Annotated in this window: 20 protein-coding genes and 1 other RNA gene; 11 read left to right on the top strand and 10 right to left on the bottom strand. The window is 71.0% G+C overall.

Annotated features, from left to right (window positions below):
• The first annotated feature begins 94 nt into the window (after window positions 1-94).
• From BOSE127_RS15750 to BOSE127_RS15740, 3 genes are all read left to right on the top strand, one after another.
• Window positions 95-808, top strand: a complete 714-nt coding sequence (locus tag BOSE127_RS15750; RefSeq protein WP_159557939.1) for a M50 family metallopeptidase — start codon at window positions 95-97, stop codon at window positions 806-808.
• 91 nt (window positions 809-899) lie between these two features.
• Entirely contained in the window at window positions 900-2,282 is a 1,383-nt protein-coding gene (locus BOSE127_RS15745; RefSeq protein ID WP_017888210.1) for an O-acetylhomoserine aminocarboxypropyltransferase/cysteine synthase family protein, read from the top strand.
• On the top strand, window positions 2,283-3,587 hold the full coding sequence (locus BOSE127_RS15740; RefSeq protein ID WP_159557937.1) for an LLM class flavin-dependent oxidoreductase: 1,305 nt from the start codon (window positions 2,283-2,285) through the stop codon (window positions 3,585-3,587).
• A gap of 16 nt (window positions 3,588-3,603) precedes the next feature.
• Here BOSE127_RS15740 and BOSE127_RS15735 read toward each other — a convergent pair whose 3' ends face one another.
• From BOSE127_RS15735 to BOSE127_RS15700, 8 genes are all read right to left on the bottom strand, one after another.
• Window positions 3,604-4,563 (bottom strand): hypothetical protein, encoded by a 960-nt coding sequence (locus BOSE127_RS15735; protein ID WP_159557935.1) that lies wholly within the window; start codon window positions 4,561-4,563, stop codon window positions 3,604-3,606.
• 162 nt (window positions 4,564-4,725) lie between these two features.
• Window positions 4,726-5,102, bottom strand: a transfer-messenger RNA (tmRNA) gene (gene ssrA, locus BOSE127_RS15730).
• A 95-nt stretch (window positions 5,103-5,197) separates the two neighbouring features.
• Window positions 5,198-5,674, bottom strand: a complete 477-nt coding sequence (gene smpB / locus BOSE127_RS15725; RefSeq protein WP_017888213.1) for an SsrA-binding protein SmpB — start codon at window positions 5,672-5,674, stop codon at window positions 5,198-5,200.
• 127 nt (window positions 5,675-5,801) lie between these two features.
• Complete coding sequence (gene ftsX, locus BOSE127_RS15720; protein WP_017888214.1) at window positions 5,802-6,716, bottom strand: permease-like cell division protein FtsX; 915 nt, start codon at window positions 6,714-6,716, stop codon at window positions 5,802-5,804.
• A complete protein-coding gene (ftsE, locus tag BOSE127_RS15715; protein ID WP_017888215.1) occupies window positions 6,713-7,468 on the bottom strand; it encodes a cell division ATP-binding protein FtsE in 756 nt (251 codons plus the stop codon). Before ftsE ends, ftsX begins: the two co-directional genes overlap by 4 nt.
• 61 nt (window positions 7,469-7,529) lie before the next feature.
• Window positions 7,530-8,639: a peptide chain release factor 2 gene (gene prfB / locus BOSE127_RS15710; RefSeq protein WP_017888216.1), complete on the bottom strand. Its 1,110-nt coding sequence runs from the start codon at window positions 8,637-8,639 to the stop codon at window positions 7,530-7,532.
• A gap of 45 nt (window positions 8,640-8,684) precedes the next feature.
• Window positions 8,685-9,680: a Gfo/Idh/MocA family oxidoreductase gene (locus tag BOSE127_RS15705; RefSeq protein WP_159557933.1), complete on the bottom strand. Its 996-nt coding sequence runs from the start codon at window positions 9,678-9,680 to the stop codon at window positions 8,685-8,687.
• Window positions 9,681-9,682: 2 nt separating this feature from the next.
• Complete coding sequence (locus BOSE127_RS15700) at window positions 9,683-10,570, bottom strand: sugar phosphate isomerase/epimerase family protein (RefSeq protein ID WP_140448172.1); 888 nt, start codon at window positions 10,568-10,570, stop codon at window positions 9,683-9,685.
• 68 nt (window positions 10,571-10,638) lie between these two features.
• Between BOSE127_RS15700 and BOSE127_RS15695 the strand changes: the two genes are divergently transcribed.
• The 7 genes from BOSE127_RS15695 (at window position 10,639) to BOSE127_RS15665 (ending at window position 17,550) form a co-directional block, all read left to right on the top strand.
• The gene (locus BOSE127_RS15695; RefSeq protein ID WP_017888219.1) at window positions 10,639-11,661 is read left to right on the top strand and encodes a LacI family DNA-binding transcriptional regulator; all 1,023 of its coding nucleotides are present in this window, start codon (window positions 10,639-10,641) and stop codon (window positions 11,659-11,661) included.
• A gap of 285 nt (window positions 11,662-11,946) precedes the next feature.
• Complete coding sequence (locus BOSE127_RS15690; RefSeq protein WP_228500798.1) at window positions 11,947-12,390, top strand: RNA polymerase sigma factor; 444 nt, start codon at window positions 11,947-11,949, stop codon at window positions 12,388-12,390.
• Window positions 12,380-13,216: a hypothetical protein gene (locus BOSE127_RS15685; protein ID WP_156155352.1), complete on the top strand. Its 837-nt coding sequence runs from the start codon at window positions 12,380-12,382 to the stop codon at window positions 13,214-13,216. The genes BOSE127_RS15690 and BOSE127_RS15685 overlap by 11 nt, the downstream gene beginning before the upstream one ends.
• Window positions 13,217-13,303: 87 nt before the next feature.
• The gene (locus tag BOSE127_RS15680) at window positions 13,304-14,035 is read left to right on the top strand and encodes a GntR family transcriptional regulator (RefSeq protein ID WP_214563650.1); all 732 of its coding nucleotides are present in this window, start codon (window positions 13,304-13,306) and stop codon (window positions 14,033-14,035) included.
• Window positions 14,032-15,036: an ADP-ribosylglycohydrolase family protein gene (locus tag BOSE127_RS15675; protein ID WP_017888223.1), complete on the top strand. Its 1,005-nt coding sequence runs from the start codon at window positions 14,032-14,034 to the stop codon at window positions 15,034-15,036. The genes BOSE127_RS15680 and BOSE127_RS15675 overlap by 4 nt, the downstream gene beginning before the upstream one ends.
• Window positions 15,037-15,133: 97 nt before the next feature.
• Window positions 15,134-16,627 (top strand): purine-cytosine permease family protein, encoded by a 1,494-nt coding sequence (locus tag BOSE127_RS15670; protein ID WP_159557931.1) that lies wholly within the window; start codon window positions 15,134-15,136, stop codon window positions 16,625-16,627.
• Window positions 16,627-17,550 carry a PfkB family carbohydrate kinase gene (locus BOSE127_RS15665; protein ID WP_159557929.1) on the top strand — a complete coding sequence of 308 codons (924 nt, stop codon included), beginning with the start codon at window positions 16,627-16,629 and terminating at the stop codon, window positions 17,548-17,550. Before BOSE127_RS15670 ends, BOSE127_RS15665 begins: the two co-directional genes overlap by 1 nt.
• A gap of 43 nt (window positions 17,551-17,593) precedes the next feature.
• Here BOSE127_RS15665 and BOSE127_RS15660 read toward each other — a convergent pair whose 3' ends face one another.
• The gene (locus tag BOSE127_RS15660; RefSeq protein ID WP_201300461.1) at window positions 17,594-18,088 is read right to left on the bottom strand and encodes a GNAT family N-acetyltransferase; all 495 of its coding nucleotides are present in this window, start codon (window positions 18,086-18,088) and stop codon (window positions 17,594-17,596) included.
• A 522-nt stretch (window positions 18,089-18,610) separates the two neighbouring features.
• Window positions 18,611-19,792: a cysteine desulfurase family protein gene (locus tag BOSE127_RS15655; protein WP_056068941.1), complete on the bottom strand. Its 1,182-nt coding sequence runs from the start codon at window positions 19,790-19,792 to the stop codon at window positions 18,611-18,613.
• Between the two features lie 59 nt (window positions 19,793-19,851).
• On the opposite strand from BOSE127_RS15655, the gene BOSE127_RS15650 reads away from it, so the two are divergent.
• Complete coding sequence (locus tag BOSE127_RS15650) at window positions 19,852-21,969, top strand: glycogen debranching protein (RefSeq protein WP_159557927.1); 2,118 nt, start codon at window positions 19,852-19,854, stop codon at window positions 21,967-21,969.
• Window positions 21,970-21,978: the final 9 nt, after the last annotated feature.

Here is a 21,978-nt window from a genome sequence, read left to right as displayed (position 1 = left end):
CCGTGGTCCTGGTCACGGTGGTGCTGACGACCGCTGTGCTCCCCTGACGCCGGTCCCGCAGGATCTTCCTGGGCGGGGCTGCGATGCTGGTGGCTTGACCACCGCAGCCCCACCCCTCGTCTTCGTCGCGCTCCTCGTCGGAGCCGTCCTGCCGTTCGTGCCGTTCGTCGGCCGTGTGGCACGCATCGCCGCCACCATCGCGCACGAGGTCGGGCACGCGATCGTCGTCGTGCCGTTCGGCGGACGCATCCAGCGCATCGAACTGCACCCGGACGGCTCCGGCGAGGCCTGGGTCCAACTCGGACGGGTGCCCGGCGGCATCCGGTGGCTCGTCCGCATCCTGAACCTCTACGCCGGCTACAGCGCGCCCCTGTGGGCGGGTGTGCTCCTGGTCACCGGGGTGCTGCACGGCTCCCGCTGGCTGCCCGTGGTGGTGCTCGCGGTCATCGGCCTCGTGGCGCTCGCCTTCGTCCGGAACTGGTTCGGCCTGCTCGTCGTGCTCGGCTTCGACGCCCTCGCCCTGTGGGTGGCCGTCCGCCCGTCCGAGGTGACCGTGCTGGTGGTCGCAGCCGTCGGGGCCTTCTTCGTCGTCGACGGCCTGCGGTCGGTGGCGCAGGTCGGTCGCTGGCTGCTCACCGGCGCCCGGGTGCAGACCGACTTCCACATCGCCGCAGCCGAGATGCGGGTGCCGGCGTCGCTGTGGTTCGTGCTGTTCGTCCTCGTCAACGCCGTCGCGGTGTGGCTGGCGCGCGAGCCCCTGCTCCAGGTCTGGGACACCGTCGTCGCCAGGGTCCGCGCGCTCGTCTGAGGGGCAGCGGCCACGTAACCGGGGGCCGCAATCGCCTGTCCGCCCCGAGGGGCTGCGAGGCTACCGCCACACGACCCCCCGGAGGTGTCCCATGGCGACCGACGACCACGGCTTCGCGACCGAGCAGGTGCACGGCGGCTTCGTGCCCGACGCCGGGCACGGCGCCCGGGTGCCCGCGATCCACATGTCCTCCGGGTTCCTGTTCGACGACTTCGACCAGGCCCGTGACCGCTTCGCCGACACCGACGACGGCTACACCTACACGCGACTCGGCAACCCCACGAACGCCGACGTCGAGCGTCGCGTGGCGCTGCTCGAACGCGGGGTCCAGGCGATCCTGGTCGGCAGCGGCCAGGCGGCGGCGACCGTGGCGTTCCTCGGTCTGCTGCAGACCGGCGACCACGTCGTCAGCGCCCGGAGCATCTACGAGGGCACCCGCGGACTGCTGCTGCAGAACCTCGGCCGGCTCGGCATCGAGGTCGACTTCGTCACCGACGCCCGCGACCTCGACGCCTGGGCTGCCGCGGTCCGGCCGAACACCAAGGCGTTCTTCGCCGAGACGATCCCCAACCCGAAGAACGACGTCCTCGACATCGCCGGCGTCGCCGAGACCGCGCACCACGCCGGGGTCCCGCTGATCGTCGACAACACCCTCGCCACGCCGTACCTGGTGCGCCCGGTCGAGCACGGTGCGGACATCGTCGTGCACTCGGCGTCGAAGTTCCTGTCCGGGCACGGTGCCGGACTCGGCGGGGTGGTCGTCGACGGCGGCCGCTTCGACTGGTCCGCCGCCCCCGAGCGCTGGACGCACCTGACCAGCCCCGAACGGTCCCTCGGCGGCGAGAGCTACGTCGAGCGGTACGGCAACCGGGCGTTCGCCGTGTTCGCCCGCGACGTCGTCGCCGCACGCATCGGTCCGGCGCCGTCCCCGTTCAACGCGTTCCTGCTCCGCCAGGGCATCGAGACGCTGTCGCTGCGGGTGGAACGCCACTGCGCGAACGCGCTGGCCGTCGCGTCCTGGCTGGACCAGCAGCCGGAGGTGACGAGCGTCGACCACGCGGGCCTGGCCTCCAGTCCGTTCCACGACCTCGCCCAGCGCTACCTGCCCCGTGGGGCCGGATCCGTCTTCGCCTTCACGCTCGCCGGTGGCGGAGCCGCCGCGCGCGCGTTCATCGACGCCGTGCAGCTGTTCAGCCGGATGACCCACCTGGGCGACGTCCGCTCGCTGATCCTGCACCCGGCGACCACCACCCACGCCGGCCGCACGCCGGAAGAACGCGCCGAGCAGGGCATCGACGACGGCCTGATCCGGCTGTCGGTGGGCATCGAGGACATCGCGGACCTGCTCCGCGACCTGGAACGCGGGTTCGCCGCCGTGCGGTCCGCAGCGACCACCGGCCTGGAGGCACGTGGAGCGTCCGACGCGCACCGCTCGTCGGTCGGTGGGCCGGCCCTCGACCGGCAGGAGCGCTGAATGGCCGAGCTGCAGCACTTCGGGTACTTCTTCTCGCGGGGCTTCGGCCCGCAGGCGTGGGGGCGGTCCGACTGGGACTGGGGCCACGACTGGACGAAGCCGGACCTGTACCAGCAGTCCGTCCGGACACTCGAGCAGGCCGGCATGGACCTGGTCATCGCCGAGGACGCCGTCTCGCTCGGGAACCCCGCGACCCTCGACCTGCGCATCCGGCAGGCGTACGGCGGCCCGAAGCACGACCCGCTGCTGCTCGCCCCGTACCTGTTCGCCGCCACCTCGCACATCGGCATCGCGCCGACCGTCAACGCGGGGATCACCCCGCCGTACCTGGCGGCACGGCAGTTCGCGACCCTGGCACACCTGTCCTCGGACCGCCTGGGGATCAACGTCGTCACCGACGTCGGCAGTGCGCGGCACGCCGGCCTGCCGCCGCTGCCCCACGACCAGGCGTACGACCGCGCCGAGGAGTGGATCACGCTGCTTCGCCGACTCTGGCACTCGTGGGGCGACGGGTACGTCGGGGCGCCGGACTCCTGGCACTTCGCGGACGGGGACGCCCTCGACGCGTTCCACCACGAGGGCACCCACTTCACCGCCGACGGGCCGCTCAACGCGTTGCCGCTCGCCTCGGACCCGGTCGTCGTCTCCCCCGGCGGCTCCGGTCGCGGGCTCGCGTTCGCCGGGACCCACTCGGACGTGCAGCTCGCGCTCGCGCCGTTGTCGGCCGCCGCGGTGACGGACTACCAAGCTCGGGTGATCGCTGCAGCGGAAGCGGCGGGGCGCTCCGCGTCGGACCTGCGGATCCTGTTCGTGCTCAAGCCGGTGATCGTGTCCTCGCCGGAGGAGGCCGACCGCATCGTCGCGGCTTCCGAGCACCCCACCGACGACGCGCTGCGTGCGGCGGCCATCGCGTGGTCGAGCGACTCCGAGACCGACCTGCTCGCGCTCGACCTGGACGCCCCGGTACCCGACGGGACCTTCGGTGAGCACGTCTCGGCCGGCACGATCCGCGGGCTGCTCGGGGACACCCCGGACGCACCGCTGCGGGAGTTGCTCACCCGCAAGGCGCGGCAGGGGCGGATCGCGTCACGCTCGGGGTTCGTGGGGACCGCCGACGAGTTCGCGGACTTCGTCGAGGAGCTCGGCAGCGACGCCGACAACGACGGGATCATCTTCTCGGGCGACCTGCACCCGGCGCAGATCCACCGGATGTTCGGCGACCTGGTGCCCGTGCTCCGGCGCCGCGGGCTGCTGCGACGGGACTACGGCGCCGGAGAGATCCGGGCGAACCTGTTCGACTTCTAGCGGGAGCGGCGGCGAGCTACTTCTTCTTGGACTTCTTGCCGTCGTCCTTCTTCGACTGCTTCTTGCCGTCGTCCTTCTTCGACTGCTTCTTGCCGTCGTCCTTCTTCGACTGCTTCTTGCCGTCGTCCTTCTTCGACTGCTTCTTCTTGCCGTCGTCGTCCTTCTTCGACTGCTTCTTCTTGCCGTCGTCGTCCTTCTTCGACTGCTTCTTCTTGTCGCCGTCCTTCTTCGACTGCTTCTTCTTGCCGTCGTCCTGCTTCGACTTCGCCTTGCTCGCACCCGTCGGCAGCGGGAGGACGGCCGACACGGCCTCCGTCTCCGCCTGCGAGGCGTCGGCGTCGGCGTCGTCGGACGCGGCCTCGGTCTCCGGCGACTCCACCCCGTCGATCGGCGCGACGACCACGGCGGAGCCGGTGTCCAGCTCGACGTCGACAGCGTGCTCCTCGAGCACCGACGCCAGGGCATCGGCGACCCGTTCGACCGTGAGCACCGCGTCCGCCTCGGCGAGTCGGAGCAGCGCCTGTGCGGTCCGCACGCGGGTCGTGGACCGGCGCGCGAGGACGTCGGACCGTGCCCCCTCCAGGAACGTCCGCAGGGCGCGTTCCACGACGGAGCGGCCGCGCGGGGCAGCGCGGTCGAGCCGGTCGAGTTCCCCGGCGACCCCGGAGACGTCGTCGGCGACGTGCTCGTGGCGGACCGACTCGATGAGCGCGGCGATGGCGGCGGCGGCACGTTCCACCCCGGCGGAGCGCTGGTCGAGCACGACGAGCATCTCGACCACCGACCCGTACGTGACGGTCTCGAGCCGCACCGGTTCGGCACCGCGGCCGCGGACGACCAGTCGGGTGTCGGGGTTCGGCAGCCAGGCGGCGAGGGCGGCGACCGTGGCGATGGAGCCCACGATCCGCTCGTACTCGCTGAGCACCACTCGTTCTTGCTCCCGCAGACGGACACGGATCGCGATCTCCTGCACCACGTGCTGACCTCTCGTTCGGGTTCGACGCGAGCATGTTCTGCGCGCCTGCTCCGCAGCGTAGTCCTCGGACGTGGCGGAACAGGAAACGCCCCGGCACTGTCCAGGGGACGGTGCCGGGGCGTTCAGGTGGCTCAGCGTGACAGCGGTTCGTCGTTCGGCGAATGGTGGAGATGGGGGGAATCGAACCCCCGTCCATCGCTGCAATTCGACGTCTTCTACGGGCGTATCCGGATAGTTCGTTCTGCTCGGCCCCGTCCTTTGCTACCGGCTTCTAGGACGACGGGCCCAGTCTCAGTGCAAGTCCCGCACGGCCCTGAGGCGCAACCGTGCAGCAAGTCCTCTGGATGACGTCGGGATCAGGTTAGGGGACGGTCACCTGGCCGACGGACTTCATGTGCTGGGCTGCTTACGCAGCGAGAGCGAAGTCAGTGCGCTTGGAATTGGCACTTGTTGGTTTCCACGGATCGTTAACGAGATAACCGTGGGTCCTCGGCCCGCTTCCCGTCGGCACACAGGCAATGTCGAAACCGATCATCCCCATGCGGGCCGGACGTGCGAACCGCTGTCACGCTGTTGAGTTGCCAATGCCCCGATCGGAGCAGTCCCTCAGTCTAGCCGAGGACGTGCGTCGGCGCTACTCGCCGACACGGTTCCGCGTGCGCATGGCCCGCTCGGCCTCACGCTTGTCGGTCTTCTCGCGCAGGGCCTGGCGCTTGTCGAACTCGCGCTTGCCCTTCGCGACGGCGATCTCGATCTTGGCCCGACCGTCGTGGAAGTAGATCTGCAACGGCACCAAGGTGTAGCCACCCTGCGCCGTCTTGTGCGAGATCTTCACGATCTGCTGCTTGTGCAGGAGCAGCTTGCGCTTCCGTCGGGGCGAGTGGTTGTTCCACGTGCCCTCGGTGTACTCCGGGATGTGCACGGCGTCGATCCAGGCTTCGCCACCGTCGATGAAGGCGTACCCATCGACGAGTGACGCACGCCCCATGCGCAGGGACTTCACCTCGGTGCCGGACAGGACCATGCCTGCTTCGTACGTGTCCTCGATGAGGTAGTCGTGTCGGGCGCGACGGTTCGTCGCGACGATCTTCTCACCGCGTTCCTTCGCCATGACGACTCCTCTCGATGGTGACCGGTGCACTGCGCCGGACGGTTCCGCGCAGCCCTACAGACTACTCAACACGAAGCGGGCGGCGCACCTTCCCGGCGCGCCGCCCGCTGGCGGATGCTGCGCTGCGTCAGACCTTCAGGTACCGACGGATGGCGATCGATGCCGATGCCGCTGCGAGGAGCACCCCGATCACGATCACCGCGGGGACCACGATGGCCGCGTCCCCCATGCCGATGAACGCCGTGCCGGTGAAGCGCTCCGCCAGGAAGTTCCGGACGAAGAACCACACCACGGCGGTGATCGCGCCGCCGGCCAGGACGGCTCCGATGGCTGCGGCGATCACCCCCTCGAGCACGAACGGTGTCTGGATGAACCGGTTCGACGCACCCACGAGTCGCATGATGCCGAGCTCTCGCCGTCGACTGAACGCCGACAACCGGATCGTCGTCGCGATGAGCAGCACGGCCGCCACGAGCATGAGCCCCGCGATGCCGATCGCCGTGTACGACGATGCGTTGAGCAGGTTGAAGATCGGTTGCAGGTACCCGCGTTGGTCGACGACGCTCTGCACGCCGGCGACCTTCGACAGGCTTTCGACCAGGACATCGGCCTGCGACGGGTTCTTCAGGTTGACCCAGAAGGTCTCGTTCAGGTACTCCGGCTTGACGAACTCCGTCGCGGCCGAGTCCTTGAACTGCTCCTTGAACCGGGTGAAGGCCTGGTCCTGGTTCTCGTAGTAGGTCTTCTCGATGTAGGGCTTGAGCGTCGACGACTCGAGTTGCGCCTGGACCTGTTCGCGCTGGTCCGCGGTGGCCTTCGCGCCGGTGCAGTTGCCCGTGGTGTCGGTGTCGGTGCACAGGTAGACGGCGACCTGCGCCCGGTCGTACCAGTACCCCTTCATCTGGTTGATCTGCATCTGCAGCAGGATCGCGGTACCGACGAAGGTCAGTGAGATGAAGGTCACGAGGACGACGGAGACGACCATCGACGCGTTGCGCCGCAGGCCCGAGCCGACCTCGGACATGACGAGTCCGAGCCTCATCGGATGAGCCCCGGGATCGTCTGGATGCCGGTGGTGTTGGACACGGTGCCTCGCTGGATCGGGACGGCCTGGGTCTGGTAGCCGCCGGACTGCTCGTCACGCAGGACGGTGCCGTTCGAGAGCTCGATGACCCGCCGCTGCATCTGGTTCACGATGCTGGCGTCGTGCGTCGCCATCAGCACGGTGGTGCCTCCCTGGTTGATGCGTTCGAGGAGCGCCATGATGCCGGCGGACGTGGTGGGGTCCAGGTTTCCGGTGGGCTCGTCGGCCAGCAGGATCGCCGGCTTGTTCACGACGGCGCGGGCAATGGCCACACGCTGCTGCTCACCACCGGAGAGTTCGTGCGGCATGCGGGTGGCCTTGCCGGCGAGTCCGACGAGCTTCAGCACGTCGGTCACGGCTTCACTGATGAAGCCCTTGCTCTTGCCGATGACCTGCAGCGAGAACGCCACGTTGTCGAACACGTTCTTGTTCGGCAGCAGACGGAAGTCCTGGAACACCACGCCGAGGTTGCGTCGGAAGTACGGGACCTTCCGCGACGCCAGGGACCCGAGGCGCTGCCCGAGCACGTGGATCTGCCCGCTGGTGGGCTTCTCCTCCTTGAGCACGAGGCGCAGGAAGCTGGACTTGCCGGAACCGGACGCGCCCACGAGGAACACGAACTCACCCTTGAGGATCTCGAGGGTGAGGTTGTCGAGCGCCGGACTCGGGTTGCCCGAGTAGACCTTGGTGACCTGGTCGAATTTGATCATGACCGGATCAGGGTAGGTCGCCCCGCTTGGAAAGCAAGCGAGGCGCGCGGCTCACGGCCCCCTAGTCGGCGACGGATTGCTTGCGCCAGCGGATGCCGGCGTTGATGAAGCCGTCCAGATCGCCGTCGAACACGGCTGAGGGGTTGTTCACCTCGTGCTCCGTCCGGAGGTCCTTGACCATCTGGTACGGCGCCAGGACGTACGAGCGGATCTGGTCGCCCCAGCTCGCCGTGATGTTGCCGGCGAGCTCCTTCTTCTTCGCGTTCTCCTCTTCCTTCTTCAGCAGGAGCAGGCGCGACTGCAGCACGCGCATGGCGGCTGCGCGGTTCTGGATCTGTGACTTCTCGTTCTGCATCGAGACCACGGTGCCGGTCGGGATGTGCGTCAGCCGCACCGCCGAGTCGGTCGTGTTGACGGACTGTCCGCCGGGGCCCGACGAGCGGAACACGTCGACACGGATGTCGTTCTCGGGGATGTCGATGACGGCGGTCTCCGGCATGAGCGGGATGACCTCGACCGCGGCGAAGGACGTCTGGCGCTTGCCGGCGGCGCCGAACGGCGACATCCGGACCAGGCGGTGGGTGCCGGCCTCGACCGACAGCGTGCCGAACGCGTGCGGGGCGTCGATCTCGAACGTCGCGGACTTGATGCCCGCTTCTTCGGCGTAGGAGGTGTCCATCACGGTGGTCTTGAAGTTGTGCTGCTCGGCGTACCGGAGGTACATGCGGAGGAGCATCTCGGCGAAGTCCGCCGCGTCGACACCACCGGCGCCGGCACGGATCGTGATGACGGCCGGACGGTCGTCGTACTCGCCGTCGAGGAGCGTCTGCACCTCGAAGTCGCCGATCATCTTCTGGATCGCCTTGAGCTCGGCGAGGGCTTCGTCGGCCGACTCCTGGTCGTCGCCCTCGTTCGCCATCTCGACCAGCACCTCGAGGTCGTCGATGCGCTGCTCGGTGTCGGTGATCTTCTTCAGCTCCGACTGCCGGTGCGAGAGCGAGCTCGTCACCTGCTGCGCGTGGTCGACGTCGTCCCAGAGGTCCTGGGCCCCGGCCTGCTCGCTGAGGTCGGCGATCTCACGCTGCAGGCGGTCGACGTCGACCACCGAGCGGATGTTGCCGAAGGTCTCGCGAAGGGCGGAGAGCTGCTCGGTGAAGTCCAGTTCGACCATGGTCATCGATCCTACCGGCGCGAGTCCGACTCGGCCGACCGGGGGTCAGTAGTCGATGTGCTCCGTCCGTCCCGACGACAGGGCACGAGTGGCCGCCTCGGCGATGGCCTGGGCCCTGAGCCCGTCCTCCAGGGAGACCGGCGGCTCGGATCCGGACTCGAGCGACGCGACGAAGGCGGCGAGCGTCGCGGCGTAGGTGGGCTGCACACGCTCGAACCAGCCGTCGTGGAGTCCGTCCGCGACGATCTGCCCATCGGTGTAACGAGCGACGTTCCCGCGGTGGTTCCGCCGCGACTCGACGAGTCCGGACGATCCCATGACCTCGATGCGCTCGTCGTAGCCGTAGCCGGTGCGCCGCACGCTGTCGATCTGCACGAGCGCGCCGGAGGGCATCGTGAGAGTCGTGACCGATGTGTCCACGTCGCCGAACTCGCGGATGGCCGGGTCGACGAGCGCCGAACCCGCCACCGCGACCGTCACCGGGTCCTCGCCAGTGATCCACCGCACGAGGTCGAAGAAGTGCACGGTCTGGTCGCGGAGCTGGCCGCCGGAGACCCGCAGGTAGTCGAGCGGCGGCATGGACGGGCCACGGGAGCTGACCTGGAGGAGTTCGACCGCACCGATCTCCCCCGCGGCGACGATGCGTTGCAACTCGGCGTGGTCACGGTCCCACCGCCGGTTGAAGTCGAGCATCGCCGGCACGCCGCTGGCACGCACGTGCTCCACCACCGCGACCGCGTCGGCGTACCCGGCAGCGATGGGTTTCTCGCAGAGCACGGCGATCCCGGCGTCGGCGGCAGCGCGCAGGTGCCGCGCGTGGGTGTCGGTGGAGGAAGCGACGAAGACCGCGTCGACCTGCGCCGCGTCGAACGCCTCGTCCTGGGTGAGCACCCGCGTGCCGTGGCGTGCCGCCAGCGACGCAGCGCGGTCACGATCGACGTCGTGGATCCCCACGAAGTCGACGTCGGGGTGCGCTCCGAGGGACGCGGCGTGCACGGCGCCGATGAAGCCGGCACCGACGAGTGCGAAGCGTTGCGTCATGATCAGCCCACCAGGATCGCGGTCAGGTCGTGCATCGTGCGTGCGACGACGGCGGGATCCTGTTCGTTCGCCCGGTCGGAGAACATCTCGGTGACCCACCATCCGTCGTAGCCGGTGGCCTTGATCGCCTCGACCCACTGCTGCAGCGGGATCGCGCCACCGCCGATCACGACGTTGCGGTGGACGGCTTGGTCGGGAACCGTCCGGTCGCGGTCCAGGTCGAACCCGTCCGACAGGTGGACGGCCTTGATGACCGACGCGGGCAGCGCTCGGACCTCGGCCAGCGTGTCCCCGGTCGTCCAGAAGTGCCAGGTGTCGAGTGCGATGCCGACGTTGTCGCGCCCGGCCTCCTCGATGATGTCCAGCGCGTGCCGGCATCGGTTGAGGTGCGCCCACGCGAGGGGCTCCAGGTAGACCTCGAGTCCGTGGTCCGCGGCGATGTCCGCCGCCAGACGGACGTTCGCTCCGGTGATGCGGACCGCTGCGTCCTCGTCGAGCCCCAGCGTCGCCCGGTACCGGGTGTCGTCGTCGGCCAGGCGGCCCGCGCGGTGGTCACGGACGACCGCGGAATCGACCGGCCCGGTGCACAGCTGCACGATGGGCGCCCCGACGGCGGTCGCCACACCGCACATGCGCTCGACCTCCGCCACGAAGTCGTCGCGACCGGCACCCTGACGCTCGATGTCGAGCACCGCACCGAGCCCCGTCACTTCGAGCCCCTCGAGCAGCGGCGGCAGCGTCCGGATGTCGTAGCCGGCGTCGAGGTACCGGTAGAGCTTCGGGCTCTGCAGCTCGATCCCGCCGTACCCGGCTTCCCTCGCCAGTCGGATGTCCTGGACGACGTTGCCGTGGAACGTCGTCGTGACGTTCATGGAGATCTTCGGGGGCATCTGCGCTCGCTTCGTTGGACAGCACTGGAATGAACTGGACCGGTCCAGAATAGGACTAGCCTGCATCCATGTCGAGACCGCACCACGCCCCGACCATCCGGGACGTCGCCGAGCACGCCGGGGTCTCGAAGTCGCTGGTCTCGCTCGCGCTCCGCGGCGACCCAGGGGTCAGTGACGCTCGTCGCGCGGCCGTCGAACGAGCAGTCGCCGAACTCGGCTACCGACCGAACCGCGCAGCCAGGAGCCTCGGTGAGCAGCGGACGGGCACCGTCGGCGTGCTGCTGAACGACCTGCGGAACCCCTGGTTCGTCGACCTGCTCGCCGGCCTGACCGCCACACTCGACACCGTCGGGCTGGCACCCATCCTGGTCGACTCGGCGACCACCCGGCGTGTGGGCGGCTCCCCCGTGGACATGCTCCTGCGACAACAGGTCGACGGGATCGTCGTGGTCGGCACCACCGAGGACGACGCCGCGCTCCGACGGGCCGCCCAGGAGATCCCGGTGGTCCTCGCCGGGACCTACGAGCCTGACGACCTGCACACCGACGTGGTCGTGAACGACGACCACGCCGGCGCGTCGATCGCGACCGAGCACCTCCTCGCACTCGGGCACACGCGGATCGGTCACCTCGTCGGCCCGGGGCGCGTCGGGGAGCTCCGCGAGCAGGGTTTCCGCACGACGATGACCCGCCACGGTGCCGACGCCGTCGTGGTGCCGGCCGGCATGAGCGAGGAGAGCGGGTACGCGGCGGCCCGACGAGTCCTGGCCACGGCTGACCGTCCGACCGCGCTCGTCGCCTACAACGACCTCGTCGCCATCGGCGCGTTGTCCGCGGCCGACGACCTGGGCCTGGCCGTCCCGGACGACGTGTCGCTCGTCGGCTACGACGACACGTACCTCGGCAGCATCCGGCACATCTCGCTGACCACGGTCGACAACGGGACCTTCGCGATCGGGGCCCAGGCCGCACGCTGGCTCGGGGAACGCGTGCACGGCCGAACGCCGGAGCCGCGCGTGCACCGAGTGCCGGTGTCACTGGTGGTGCGGCGCACGACGAGCAGTCCGAGACCGACGGCCGACGACCGCTGACGACGGACGCGCCGACCGTGCGGTGTCCCAGCGCGCCCGCCTGTCCGGCGCGCTGGGAAACGGCCGACCGGGAGGCCCGGCGCAGGTCCGTCACACCGGTCACGGTGACGTCGACCGGGGGCCTGCCACCCGCGTCCGCCCGCGGCGCGACACGCCGGCGGACGCCGCTGTGTCAGGATCGCGTCGCTGGCGACACTCCTGAGGTGAGAGGGGGCAACCGTGGATGACGGTGCCAACGCCGACGCAGCACTGAGGCGTCGACTCGCGAACGGCGAACGTGCGGCGTTGGCTGACGCGTTCGATCGGTACGCGCCCACCCTGACCCGCTTCGCATGGGCCCTGGCCTCCAGCAGCGAGGACGCCGAACGGATCGTGCAGGACACCTTCCTCACGCTCTGGCAGCGCGGCGGAACGCTCCGTCTGGCGACCGACGCCCTGCTGCCCTGGCTGCTCGTCGTGTGCCGCGACCACGCGCGCCGCCCCGGCACGGGTGACGGCGACACCGCAGGTCCCGACGCGGACGGTGCCCGCGTCGGACTGCGTTGGGTCCGCGACGAGATCGATGCGCTGGCACCCGTCGACCGCCGCCTCTGCGAAGCCTGCCTCGTCGACGGACGCTCCTACGCGGACGCCGCCGAGGCCCTCGGCCTCACCGTCGACGCTGCTCCCCGCGGTGCAGCCCGATCCCGTGCCCGACTGCAGAAGGCGGTGATGCACGATGAACACTGAGCCTCCCTCCGGCGACGACCTGCAGCGCATGCTCGTCGCGATGAAGCGCACCGTGCTCACCCGCGCGACCGAACAGCGCCCTGCGCCGCGCCGACGTGGTCGCCGCGCCGCGATCGTCATCGGTGTCGTCGCCCTGCTCGGCCTCGGGATCACCGGTGGTGGCGTCGCACTCGGCGTGATCCCGCAGCCGTTCCCCGCCGACCCCGCCCCCGTCTCCACGCCGGGGCCCAGCGAACCGGCCACGACCAGCACCCCGGAGTCCGCTCCGGTCCAGGAGACCCCGGAGCCCACAGCCCCACCGACACGATCCACTGCCCCGACCCCGAGCAAGGGCCCCTTCGCGCTCGACGACCCGTCCTCGTGGACCATCTCGGGCGACGAGGTCGGTCCGATCGCTCTCGGCGGCGCCACGGAGGCGGAGAGCGACGACCTCGCCCAGGCGTACCGTCTGGTGCCCGCGACGCCGAGCACGTGCACGGCTCCGGGAACGTGGGCGCGCGACGGCAGCCCGACGCTGCGGATCACCGAGGAGGACGACCGCGTGACCGGGGTCCTGATCGGCGCTGAGGGTGACTCTGCCCGGACGACGACGGCGGGGCCGACGACCGCCGCGGGGATCGGTGTGGGGTCGAGCTCCGATGCACTCCGGGCCGCGTACCCGTCACTCACGGAACGGATCTCGACACCGGACGGATCCTGGTCGCGGTGGGACGTCCAGCTGCCCGGCGGCCTCGTCTCGTTCCAACTCGGCGAGGGCGGGGCGAACGTCGAATCGGTGTGGGTCAGCGCCGAGCAGAACCTGCCCACCGCGGTCTGCGACCTCTGAGCGTCGAGGCACCCGGACCGGACCGGCCGGTCATCCACTGAGCGCGGAGACACGACTGAACAGGTCTTGTACATGTACGCTCATGGCATGCCGATCACCTCGAAGCGACGTCTCGTCGCCGACGCGCTCCGCGACGAGATCGCGACGGGGCGGTACCGAGCCGGCGAGCGCCTGCCCGGCGAGCACGACCTGGCCGTGCGCTTCGCCGTCAGTCGTGGCACCGTCCGAGCTGCCCTCGCCGACCTGGCAGACGACGAGTACATCGCCACCCGGGGTGGGATCGGCTCGGTCGTCACGTTCGACGGCGCCTCCCTCGACCCCCGCGGCGGCTGGGCACGGTCCATCGCCGCTTCCGGGACCGAGGTGTCGACCCGCACCCTGCGCATCGAGCGGTTCGAGGACACAGCGCTCCAGACCGAGGTCGATGCCGCCAGCGCGACGTTCGTCGCGGTCGACCGGCTCCGTGTCGTCGTCGGTGGCAGTCCGGTGTCCCTGGAGCGCAGCGTCGTGCCGCACCTGGGGCGCCTGGCGTCCGCGACCGCCGACGGACTCGTCGACGGCTCCCTGACGGCCACGATCGCCGAGACCGGTCTGGTGCCGGCGAGCGCCGAGCAGTGGATCGACGTCGTGCCGCTCGACATCGACGACGCGGCCTTGCTCGACCGCACCGCGGGCACGCCGTTCCTGCGCAGCCGACGCATCGCACGCACGGCCGAAGGCGCGTTCGTCGAGCGTGTCGACAGCCTCCTCGACCCCGACCGCTTCCGACTGCACATGCGCTTCGGGACCACGTCACGACCCCACGACAGGACACCGTGAACCAGCACCGCCTCCGAGACCACGCCCTCGCTGCCCTGACGGGCCTGGCGATCGGCGACGCCCTCGGCATGCCGACCCAGTCGATGTCCCGCGCGCAGATCCTCGCCGACCACGGGGCCATCGCCGGGTTCGCCGACGCCGGACCGCACCAGCGCATCGCCACCGGCATGCCGGCTGGCACGATCACCGACGACACCGAACAGGCCCTGATGCTCGCCGAGCTGCTGCTCGGGGGCAACGGACGACTGGACCCGGTCCGCTTCGCCGAGGCGCTCATCGCCTGGGAGCGCGGGATGGAGGCGAAGGGCTCGCTCGACCTGCTCGGCCCGAGCACGAAGACCGCGGTGCAGCGGATCCTCGACGGCGTCCCCGCGTCCGAGGCGGGCTCGACCGGCACGACGAACGGGGCCGCGATGCGGATCACACCGGTCGGCGTCGCCGTGCCCTCGAACGACCTGGTCCGCTTGGTCGACGCCGTCCAGGACGCCAGCCGCGTCACCCACGACACCGGACTCGGCATCGCCGGAGCGAGCGCGATCGCGGGGGCCGTGAGCGCCGGCATCGACGGGGCGACCCGGTCCGGAGCGCTCGACGCCGCGGTCGCCGCCGCCACGATCGGCGCGGAGCGCGGCCACTGGGTCGCCGGTGCGGACATCGCTGCGAGGACGACGTGGGCGCGTGAGCACCTGCCGACCGTGCCCGCGTCCGCGCAGATCGACACGATCACGCGGCTCATCGGCACGAGCGTGGCCAGCCAGGAGTCCGTCGTCGCCGCACTCGCCCTCGTCGCCCTCGACCTCGACCCGTGGCAGACCCTCTGCGCAGCGGCTGCACTCGGCGGCGACACCGACACGATCGCCGCGATGGCCGGTGCGGTGCTCGGCGCCGTCCACGGGCCGGATGCCTGGCCCGCCGATGCCGTCGCCACCGTGACCACGGTCAACGACCTCCGGCTCGACCGGGTCGTCGACGGACTCCTCACCCTCCGCGCGGGCAGCTGACCCGCCTCCCCCCTCCCCCCACGCTGTGGCGTCGCCTGGACAGGCCGACGCACGGTTTCGCGCACCACCCTTCCGACGACGTAAGAGGAACCGAACCATGTCCCACACGCCCACCACGCTCAGCAGCGGCACGCTGACGACGATCGAGCAGCGGGGCATCGAGCCCGTGCCCCACGACGAACGGACCGGTACGCCCGGCGCGCTGTTCTGGGTCTGGTTCGCCGCGAACATCTCCATCCTCGGTCTTCCGCTCGGTGCGACCCTGGTCGCGTTCCAGGGCCTGACCATCTGGCAGGCGTTGCTCGTCGCGGTGATCGGCGCCGCAGGGTCCTTCGCGGTCGTCGGCGTGATCTCCGTCGCCGGCCGCCGCGGCGGTGCTCCGGGTCTGACCCTCAGCCGAGCGGTGTTCGGCGTCCGCGGGAACATCGGGCCGACGTTCGTGTCGCTGCTGTCGCGGCTCGGCTGGGAGACGGTGAACACCACGACGGCGGCGTTCGTGCTCCTGTCGCTGTTCACGATCCTGTTCGGGACGGGCGGTGACGCGAAGGCGAACCCGGTGTTGACGATCGTCGCGATCCTGGTGTTCGTCGTCGCCACGGTGCTGGTCTCCGGCCTCGGGCACGCGTTCATCGTCGCCGTCCAGAAGTGGGCGACGTGGGTGTTCGGTGCGCTCAACGTGTTCGTCGCGGTCTTCCTCGTGCTGCGCGTCGACTGGGACGTCGTCGGGTCCCAGCCCGCGGGCCCCGTCGCCGCGATGGTCATCGGCATCGGCACGATCGCAGCCGGTACCGGCATCGGTTGGGCCACGGCCGGAGCGGACATCGCCCGCTACACCCGCACCTCGTCGAAGGCCGGCGCGCTTATCGTGTCGAGTGCCGCCGGTGCGGGCATCCCGCTCGTCGTCCTGGTCGGCCTCGGCGCGCTCGTCTCCGCCGGAGACCCGACGCTGGCGCAGGCCGGTGACCCGGTCGCTGCGATCCGCGACCTGCTGCCGAGCTGGATGGCGATCCCGTACCTCATCGCGGCGTTCGGTGGCCTGCTGCTGTCGAACCACCTGTCCGTGTACTCGGCGAGCCTCACCACGCTGACCCTCGGCATCAAGGTCCCGCGCGTGTGGGCGGTCGCGGTCGACGTGGTCGTCACCACACTCGGCGCGATGTACTTCATGCTCGTCGCCGACGGTTTCTACGCCCCGTTCATCACGTTCATCTCCGTCCTCGCCGTCCCGATCACCGCGTGGCTCGGCGTCTTCACCGCCGACATGGTCCGGCGGCGCTGGTACGACCCGGCGGCGCTCCTCGACCTGCGCGCTGGCGCCCGGTACTGGTACCGCGGTGGTGTCGCCTGGGGTGCCCTTGCCGCTTGGATCGTCGCGATCGTGATCGGCTTCCTGTTCACCGAGGTGCAGGTCGGTGACGCGGACCCCGTCTTCGTCGGTGCGTTCTCCGCGACCTGGATCGGCGCGAACGGACTCGGCTGGGTGATCACGTTCATCGTCGCTGCCGCGGTCTACCTGCTGACCGGCGGAGCACGCGGCCGGCTCACCGAGCACGAGCCGGCCACCACCACGGACGCCGGGGCGCGCGCCTGATGCCCCGCCTCGTCTCGGTCGGCAACGTCATCGTCGACATCGTCATGCGCGTCGACGCGATCCCGGATCCGGGCGGCGACGTCATCGCCTCCGCGTCGGAGATCACCGCGGGCGGCGGCCTGAACACGATGGTCGCCGCTGTCCGGGACGGACTCGACGTCGCGTTCGGGGGGCAGTACGGCAGCGGGCCGTTCGGCGACGTGGTGCGTCGCGCGCTCGCCACGTCCGGCGTGGACGTCCTGCAGCCCGGTCTCGACGACGTCGACAGCGGGTACTGCGTCGCACTCGTGGACGCCTCGACGGAGCGGACCTTCGTCACGAGCGTCGGCGCAGAGGGGCAGCTCGGCCGCGCCGACCTCGACCGGATCGCCCTCGTCGCCGACGACACCGTGTTCGTGTCCGGCTACGGCCTCGCGCACGCCGTCAACGGGCGAGCGATCGCCGACTGGCTCGGGGGGGTCCCCGACTCCGTCCGCGTCGTCCTGGACCCGTCGCCGCTGGTCGACACGCTGCCCCCGGCGGTGCTCGGCCCCGTCATGGCGCGTGCGGACGTGGTCAGCGCCAACGGACGGGAGGCGCGACTCATGGCTCCCACATCCGCGGGACTCCCCGAGGCGGTCACCACGATCGCCGCGGCCGCCCGCGGGACCGCCCTGGTGCGCGACGGCGCAGCCGGCTGCTGGGTCGTCGAGCCCGGTGCCTCCCCCGTGCTGGTCCCCGGCTTCCGGGTCGTCGCGGTGGACTCCAACGGTGCGGGAGACGCCCACGGCGGAGTGCTCGTCGCTGCGCTGTCCCGTGGTGCGTCGGTCGTCGACGCCGTCCGCCGGGCGAACGCCGCGGCGGCCCTCGCGGTCACCAGGAACGGTCCGGCGACAGCGCCGACCGCAGCCGAGACGGACGCGCTCCTCGCCCGGCTGGTGTGACGCGTCGACACGGGTTCCCGGGGGCGGCCGTGCGCTCGATCGGCTACCCGGGACGCCGGTGCGACCGGGAGACGGCGTACCGCCGGAGCCGCACTCCCTCACGCCGTTCGATCGACGACAGCACCGCGTCGTAGTGCTCCAGGACCCGGATGGACCCGGCGTTGTCATCGCGGCAGAGCGCGATCACGGGGTCGATCCCGACTCGCGAGGCGTGGGCGAGCACCTGGCCCAGCGCCCACGTCGCCACGCCGCGGCCCCGTGCTGACGGGCGGATCCCGTACCCGACGTGGCCGAACCGGTGCACGCCGGCGGTGTCTCCCGGAGCCCGGAGTGCGATCCCGCCCAGGACACGGCCGTCCTCGACGATCCACCAGAGTGCGCCGGGCCTGGCGTGCACTCGGCCGACCCAGGTGCGGAACCCGTCCTCGTCGCTGACGTCGTCGTGCGCCGTGATCCCGAACCCGTCCTCGTGCAGACCCGGCCCCCACTCGGCATGCGCTTCAGCCCACGCCTCGTACAACGCCGTCTGCGGTCGCACCAACTCGAGCATGTCCGAGTATCACAACGATGCGGGTCGGTCGCGAGGCCCTCGTGGAGATCGCGTCGAGGACGGTCCCGTCGGATCACCATCGGGCCGTGGCTGGAACAGGTCTGCTCGCAGCGAGCATCGCGGTCTTGCTGGGCACCGTCGCGATCGTCCTGTGGCGCGTGCGGAACCCGGCCTGGGTGCGTGACGCTCGGCTCGCCCAGAACGCCGGTCCCGTGTCCAGTCTGCTCATGCTCGCCTTCGGTGCAGTCGTGACGACGCTCGTCCTCGTCCTCGGGGTCTTCTGGGTCGGGACCGGGCACGGCGTCGTCGGGTGGGCCATGGTCGGTCTCGCAGCGACCGGTCTCTCGCACGTCTGGGTCGGTGTGTGGATCCGACGGCAGCCGCTCCCGCAGCCGCGCGCGACCCGCACCCGCCGTGACCCGGAGAGTCGCGAGGCTCTCGACGTCAGGACCAGAACGATGTCCAGCACCGCAACCGTGCCCCGTGGCATCCAGCCCGACGGAAGAGGCCCTACCGCCCGAGCAGCGGCTCCCGCGACGCCATCCCCGCGGCACCGGCCCGCGCGACCGCATCCGGCAGCGCAGCCAGGAACGCGTCGACGTCGGCGTCGGTCGTCGTGTGCCCGAGCGTGATCCGGAGCGCACCGCGGGCGTCCTGCTCCGACAGCCCCATCGCGAGCAGCACGTGCGACGCCTCGGGCACCCCGGCCTGGCACGCCGATCCGGTCGACACCGCGACCCCGGCGGCGTCGAGCAGGAACAGGAGCGAATCGCCCTCGCACCCGGGGAACGTGAAGTGCGCGTTGCCCGGCAGCCGGTCGACGGGGTCCCCCATCAGCACGGCTGACGGCACGGCCGCACGCACCCCGGCGACCAGGCGGTCCCGCAGGGCGGCGAGCGCCGGGTGCGGCATCGGCTCGGCGACCACCGCGCCGGCCGCCACGCCGAAGGCCGCAGCCGCAGGGGCGTCCTGCGTGCCGCTCCGCACCTGCCGCTGCTGCCCACCACCGTGGATGAGGGGTTCGACGGTCGCCTTCCGTCCGAGCACGAGCGCACCGATGCCGACGGGCCCGCCGATCTTGTGGGCGGAGACGCTGAGGGCGTCGAGGCCGGACGCCGCGAACGACACGGGCACCTGGCCGTAGGCGGCGACCGCGTCGCTGTGCACGGGCACGCCGGCGGCGTGCGCGAGTTCGACGATCCGTGACACGGGCTGGATGGTGCCCACCTCGTTGTTCGCCCACAGGAACGTGACCAGGGCGACGTCCGAGGCGTCGGCGAGCCGCGCCTCCAGTCCGGCGAGGTCGACGCGACCCTGCGCGTCCAACGGGACCACGTCGACGACGGCCCCCTCGTGCGTCTCCAACCAGGTCAGGGTGTCGACGGTGGCGTGGTGCTCGCCGCCCGGGACGACGATGCGGGGCCGCTGACGGTCGCGCTGGCGAGCCCAGAACAGGCCCTTCACGGCGAGGTTGATGCTCTCGGTACCGCCGGAGGTGAACACGACCTCGACCGGGTCGGCGTCGAGCGAGCGGGCGACGGCGGCGCGGCCGTCCTCGAGCAGCATCTTCGCGCGCTGACCGGCGCTGTGGATGGACGACGGGTTGCCGACGGTGCCCAGGGCATCGGTGAAGGCGGCGAGCGCCTCCGGCAGGATCGGCGTCGTCGCGGCGTGGTCGAGGTAGACCGACAAATGCACCCCCTGGATCGAGCAGTGTCCAGGATACGCGCCGGTCCTCGTACCCTTGTCGCGTGCACGAGACAGCGATCGACCTGACGCCGGGGTTCTCCCTGGGCGGGACCGTCCCCCGGTTCACCCTGCGGTCCGCGACGGCGACGGGCGTCGTCCTGGTCGTGACGAGCGCGGGAAGCGCCGACGGCGCGGACGGGACCGACCGCTCCGACGGCTCCGAGGGCCGGCCGACCCGACACCCGCTCGAGCGCGTGCCGGACACGGACGTGTGGACCGGCGAGGTCCCCGGGGTCGTGCCCGGCGACCGGTACCACCTGCTCGTCGACGGCCCGGTCGGCCCGCGGCACGAGTTCGACCCGACGCGTCCGCTGCTCGACCCGTACGCGCGGGGCATCCTGCCGACGGGGAACGACGAAGCAGCCGGCCCGCGCTGGACCAGCGTCGTCGTCGACGACGCCTTCGACTGGGGCGGCGTCGTGAAGCCGCAGGTCCCGCTCGACCGCGCCGTCGTCTACGAGGCGAACGTCCGCACCCTGACGGCAGCGAACCCGCACCTGCCGGAACACCTGCGCGGCACGTACGCCGGGGTCGCACACGAGAGCACGATCGCGCACCTGCACCGCATCGGCGTCACCACGCTCGAGCTGCTGCCCGTGCAGGCCTTCGACACCGAGCGGTGGCTCCGCGACGCCGGCCGGCAGAACGCCTGGGGCTACAACACGCTCGGGTTCTTCGCCCCGCACGCCGCGCACGCCTCGGCACCGGCCCGGCAGCAGGGTGCCGACGCCGTCCTGCGCGAGTTCAAGGGCATGGTCCGGCTGCTGCACGAGGCCGGCATCCAGGTCGTCCTGGACGTCGTCTACAACCACACCGCGGAGGAGGGCCTGGGTGGCCCGACGACGAGCCTGCGCGGCATCGACGGTGCGAACCGGTACCGCTGGGCGCACTCCGCCTCGCCGTACCGGGACGGCTACTACGACACCACCGGGTGCGGGAACACGCTCGACACCTCGGTCGAGGCGACCGCGGACCTCATCGTCGACAGCCTGGTGTACTGGGCGCGCGAGGTGCAGGTCGACGGCTTCCGCTTCGACCTGATGGCCGCCCTGGCCCGCGACGGCGAGCACCGGTTCGACCCGTCGCACCCGCTGCTCGAACGCATCCGGAACCACCCCGACCTGCAGGACACCCTGGTGGTCGCCGAGCCGTGGGACGTCGGCCCCGACGGCTGGAAGACCGGGGCGTTCGGTGCGGCCGGGGACCGCACGAGCGAGTGGAACGACGGCTTCCGGAACACGGTCAGGCAGTTCTGGCTCACCGACATCGCCGAGGAGCGCCGCACCGGCTTGCCGCAGACCGGGATCGGCCGGCTGGCTGAAGCGTTGTCGGGGTCGAGGAGTGTCTTCGGCGCCGACCGCGGCCCGCTGGCGAGCGTCAACTTCGTCACCGCGCACGACGGCTTCACCCTGCTCGACCTGGTGTCGTACGACGGCAAGCACAACGAGGCCAACGGCGAGGACAACCGCGACGGCTCGAACGACAACCGCTCGTTCAACCACGGCATCGAGGGCGACACCGCCGACCGGGGGGTCCGCGCCGCGCGTGGCCGGTCGATGCGCAACATGGTGGCGACGCTCATGCTGTCCGCCGGGGTGCCGATGCTCACCGCCGGCGACGAGCGGAGCCGCACCCAGCACGGCAACAACAACGCCTACGTGGTGTCCGAGGACCTGACCCCGGTCGACTGGTCCGACGACGAGGACGCCGAGACGATGACCGAGGCCGTCGCCGCGCTGGCCCGGTTCCGGCAGGCGCACCCGTCACTCCGGCCCACCCGCTTCGGCGTCGAGGGCCAGGAGACGCCAGGGGCCTCGCGGATGTCCTGGTACGGACCGGACGGGCACGCGATGACGATCGAGGGCTGGGACCAGCCGGTGCACCGCGCCCTGCAGTACTTCGTCGAGTCGACACCGGAGCACGAGCCCTTCGACCGCGTCCTGGTGGTCGTGCACGGCAGCGGCCGTACCCGCGACCTGACCCTGCCGGTGCGCGAGGACGTCCTCGGGTACCGCCTGGCCTGGTCGAGCGAGAAGCACCGAGACCACGAGCGCCTCCGTCCCGCCGGGCAGGTCTTCACCGCCTACGGCCCCGGCATCCACCTGTTCGAGGTGGCGTAGCGCGAGCAG

Source organism: Curtobacterium sp. 8I-2 (assembly GCF_902506155.1).
Lineage (GTDB): Bacteria > Actinomycetota > Actinomycetes > Actinomycetales > Microbacteriaceae > Curtobacterium > Curtobacterium poinsettiae.
This window is presented reverse-complemented; position numbering and strand designations above follow the sequence as displayed.

What these genes read in the sequence shown, in the direction of transcription:
- BOSE127_RS15745 (WP_017888210.1), top strand. Translation starts at nt 900, where the DNA reads ATGGCGACCGACGACCACGGCTTCGCGACCGAGCAGGTGCACGGCGGC.
- BOSE127_RS15740 (WP_159557937.1), top strand. Translation starts at nt 2,283, where the DNA reads ATGGCCGAGCTGCAGCACTTCGGGTACTTCTTCTCGCGGGGCTTCGGC.
- smpB (WP_017888213.1), bottom strand. Translation starts at nt 5,674, where the DNA reads ATGGCGAAGGAACGCGGTGAGAAGATCGTCGCGACGAACCGTCGCGCC.
- ftsX (WP_017888214.1), bottom strand. Translation starts at nt 6,716, where the DNA reads ATGAGGCTCGGACTCGTCATGTCCGAGGTCGGCTCGGGCCTGCGGCGC.
- ftsE (WP_017888215.1), bottom strand. Translation starts at nt 7,468, where the DNA reads ATGATCAAATTCGACCAGGTCACCAAGGTCTACTCGGGCAACCCGAGT.
- prfB (WP_017888216.1), bottom strand. Translation starts at nt 8,639, where the DNA reads ATGGTCGAACTGGACTTCACCGAGCAGCTCTCCGCCCTTCGCGAGACC.
- BOSE127_RS15705 (WP_159557933.1), bottom strand. Translation starts at nt 9,680, where the DNA reads ATGACGCAACGCTTCGCACTCGTCGGTGCCGGCTTCATCGGCGCCGTG.
- BOSE127_RS15700 (WP_140448172.1), bottom strand. Translation starts at nt 10,570, where the DNA reads ATGCCCCCGAAGATCTCCATGAACGTCACGACGACGTTCCACGGCAAC.
- BOSE127_RS15695 (WP_017888219.1), top strand. Translation starts at nt 10,639, where the DNA reads ATGTCGAGACCGCACCACGCCCCGACCATCCGGGACGTCGCCGAGCAC.
- BOSE127_RS15685 (WP_156155352.1), top strand. Translation starts at nt 12,380, where the DNA reads ATGAACACTGAGCCTCCCTCCGGCGACGACCTGCAGCGCATGCTCGTC.
- BOSE127_RS15680 (WP_214563650.1), top strand. Translation starts at nt 13,304, where the DNA reads ATGCCGATCACCTCGAAGCGACGTCTCGTCGCCGACGCGCTCCGCGAC.
- BOSE127_RS15670 (WP_159557931.1), top strand. Translation starts at nt 15,134, where the DNA reads ATGTCCCACACGCCCACCACGCTCAGCAGCGGCACGCTGACGACGATC.
- BOSE127_RS15665 (WP_159557929.1), top strand. Translation starts at nt 16,627, where the DNA reads ATGCCCCGCCTCGTCTCGGTCGGCAACGTCATCGTCGACATCGTCATG.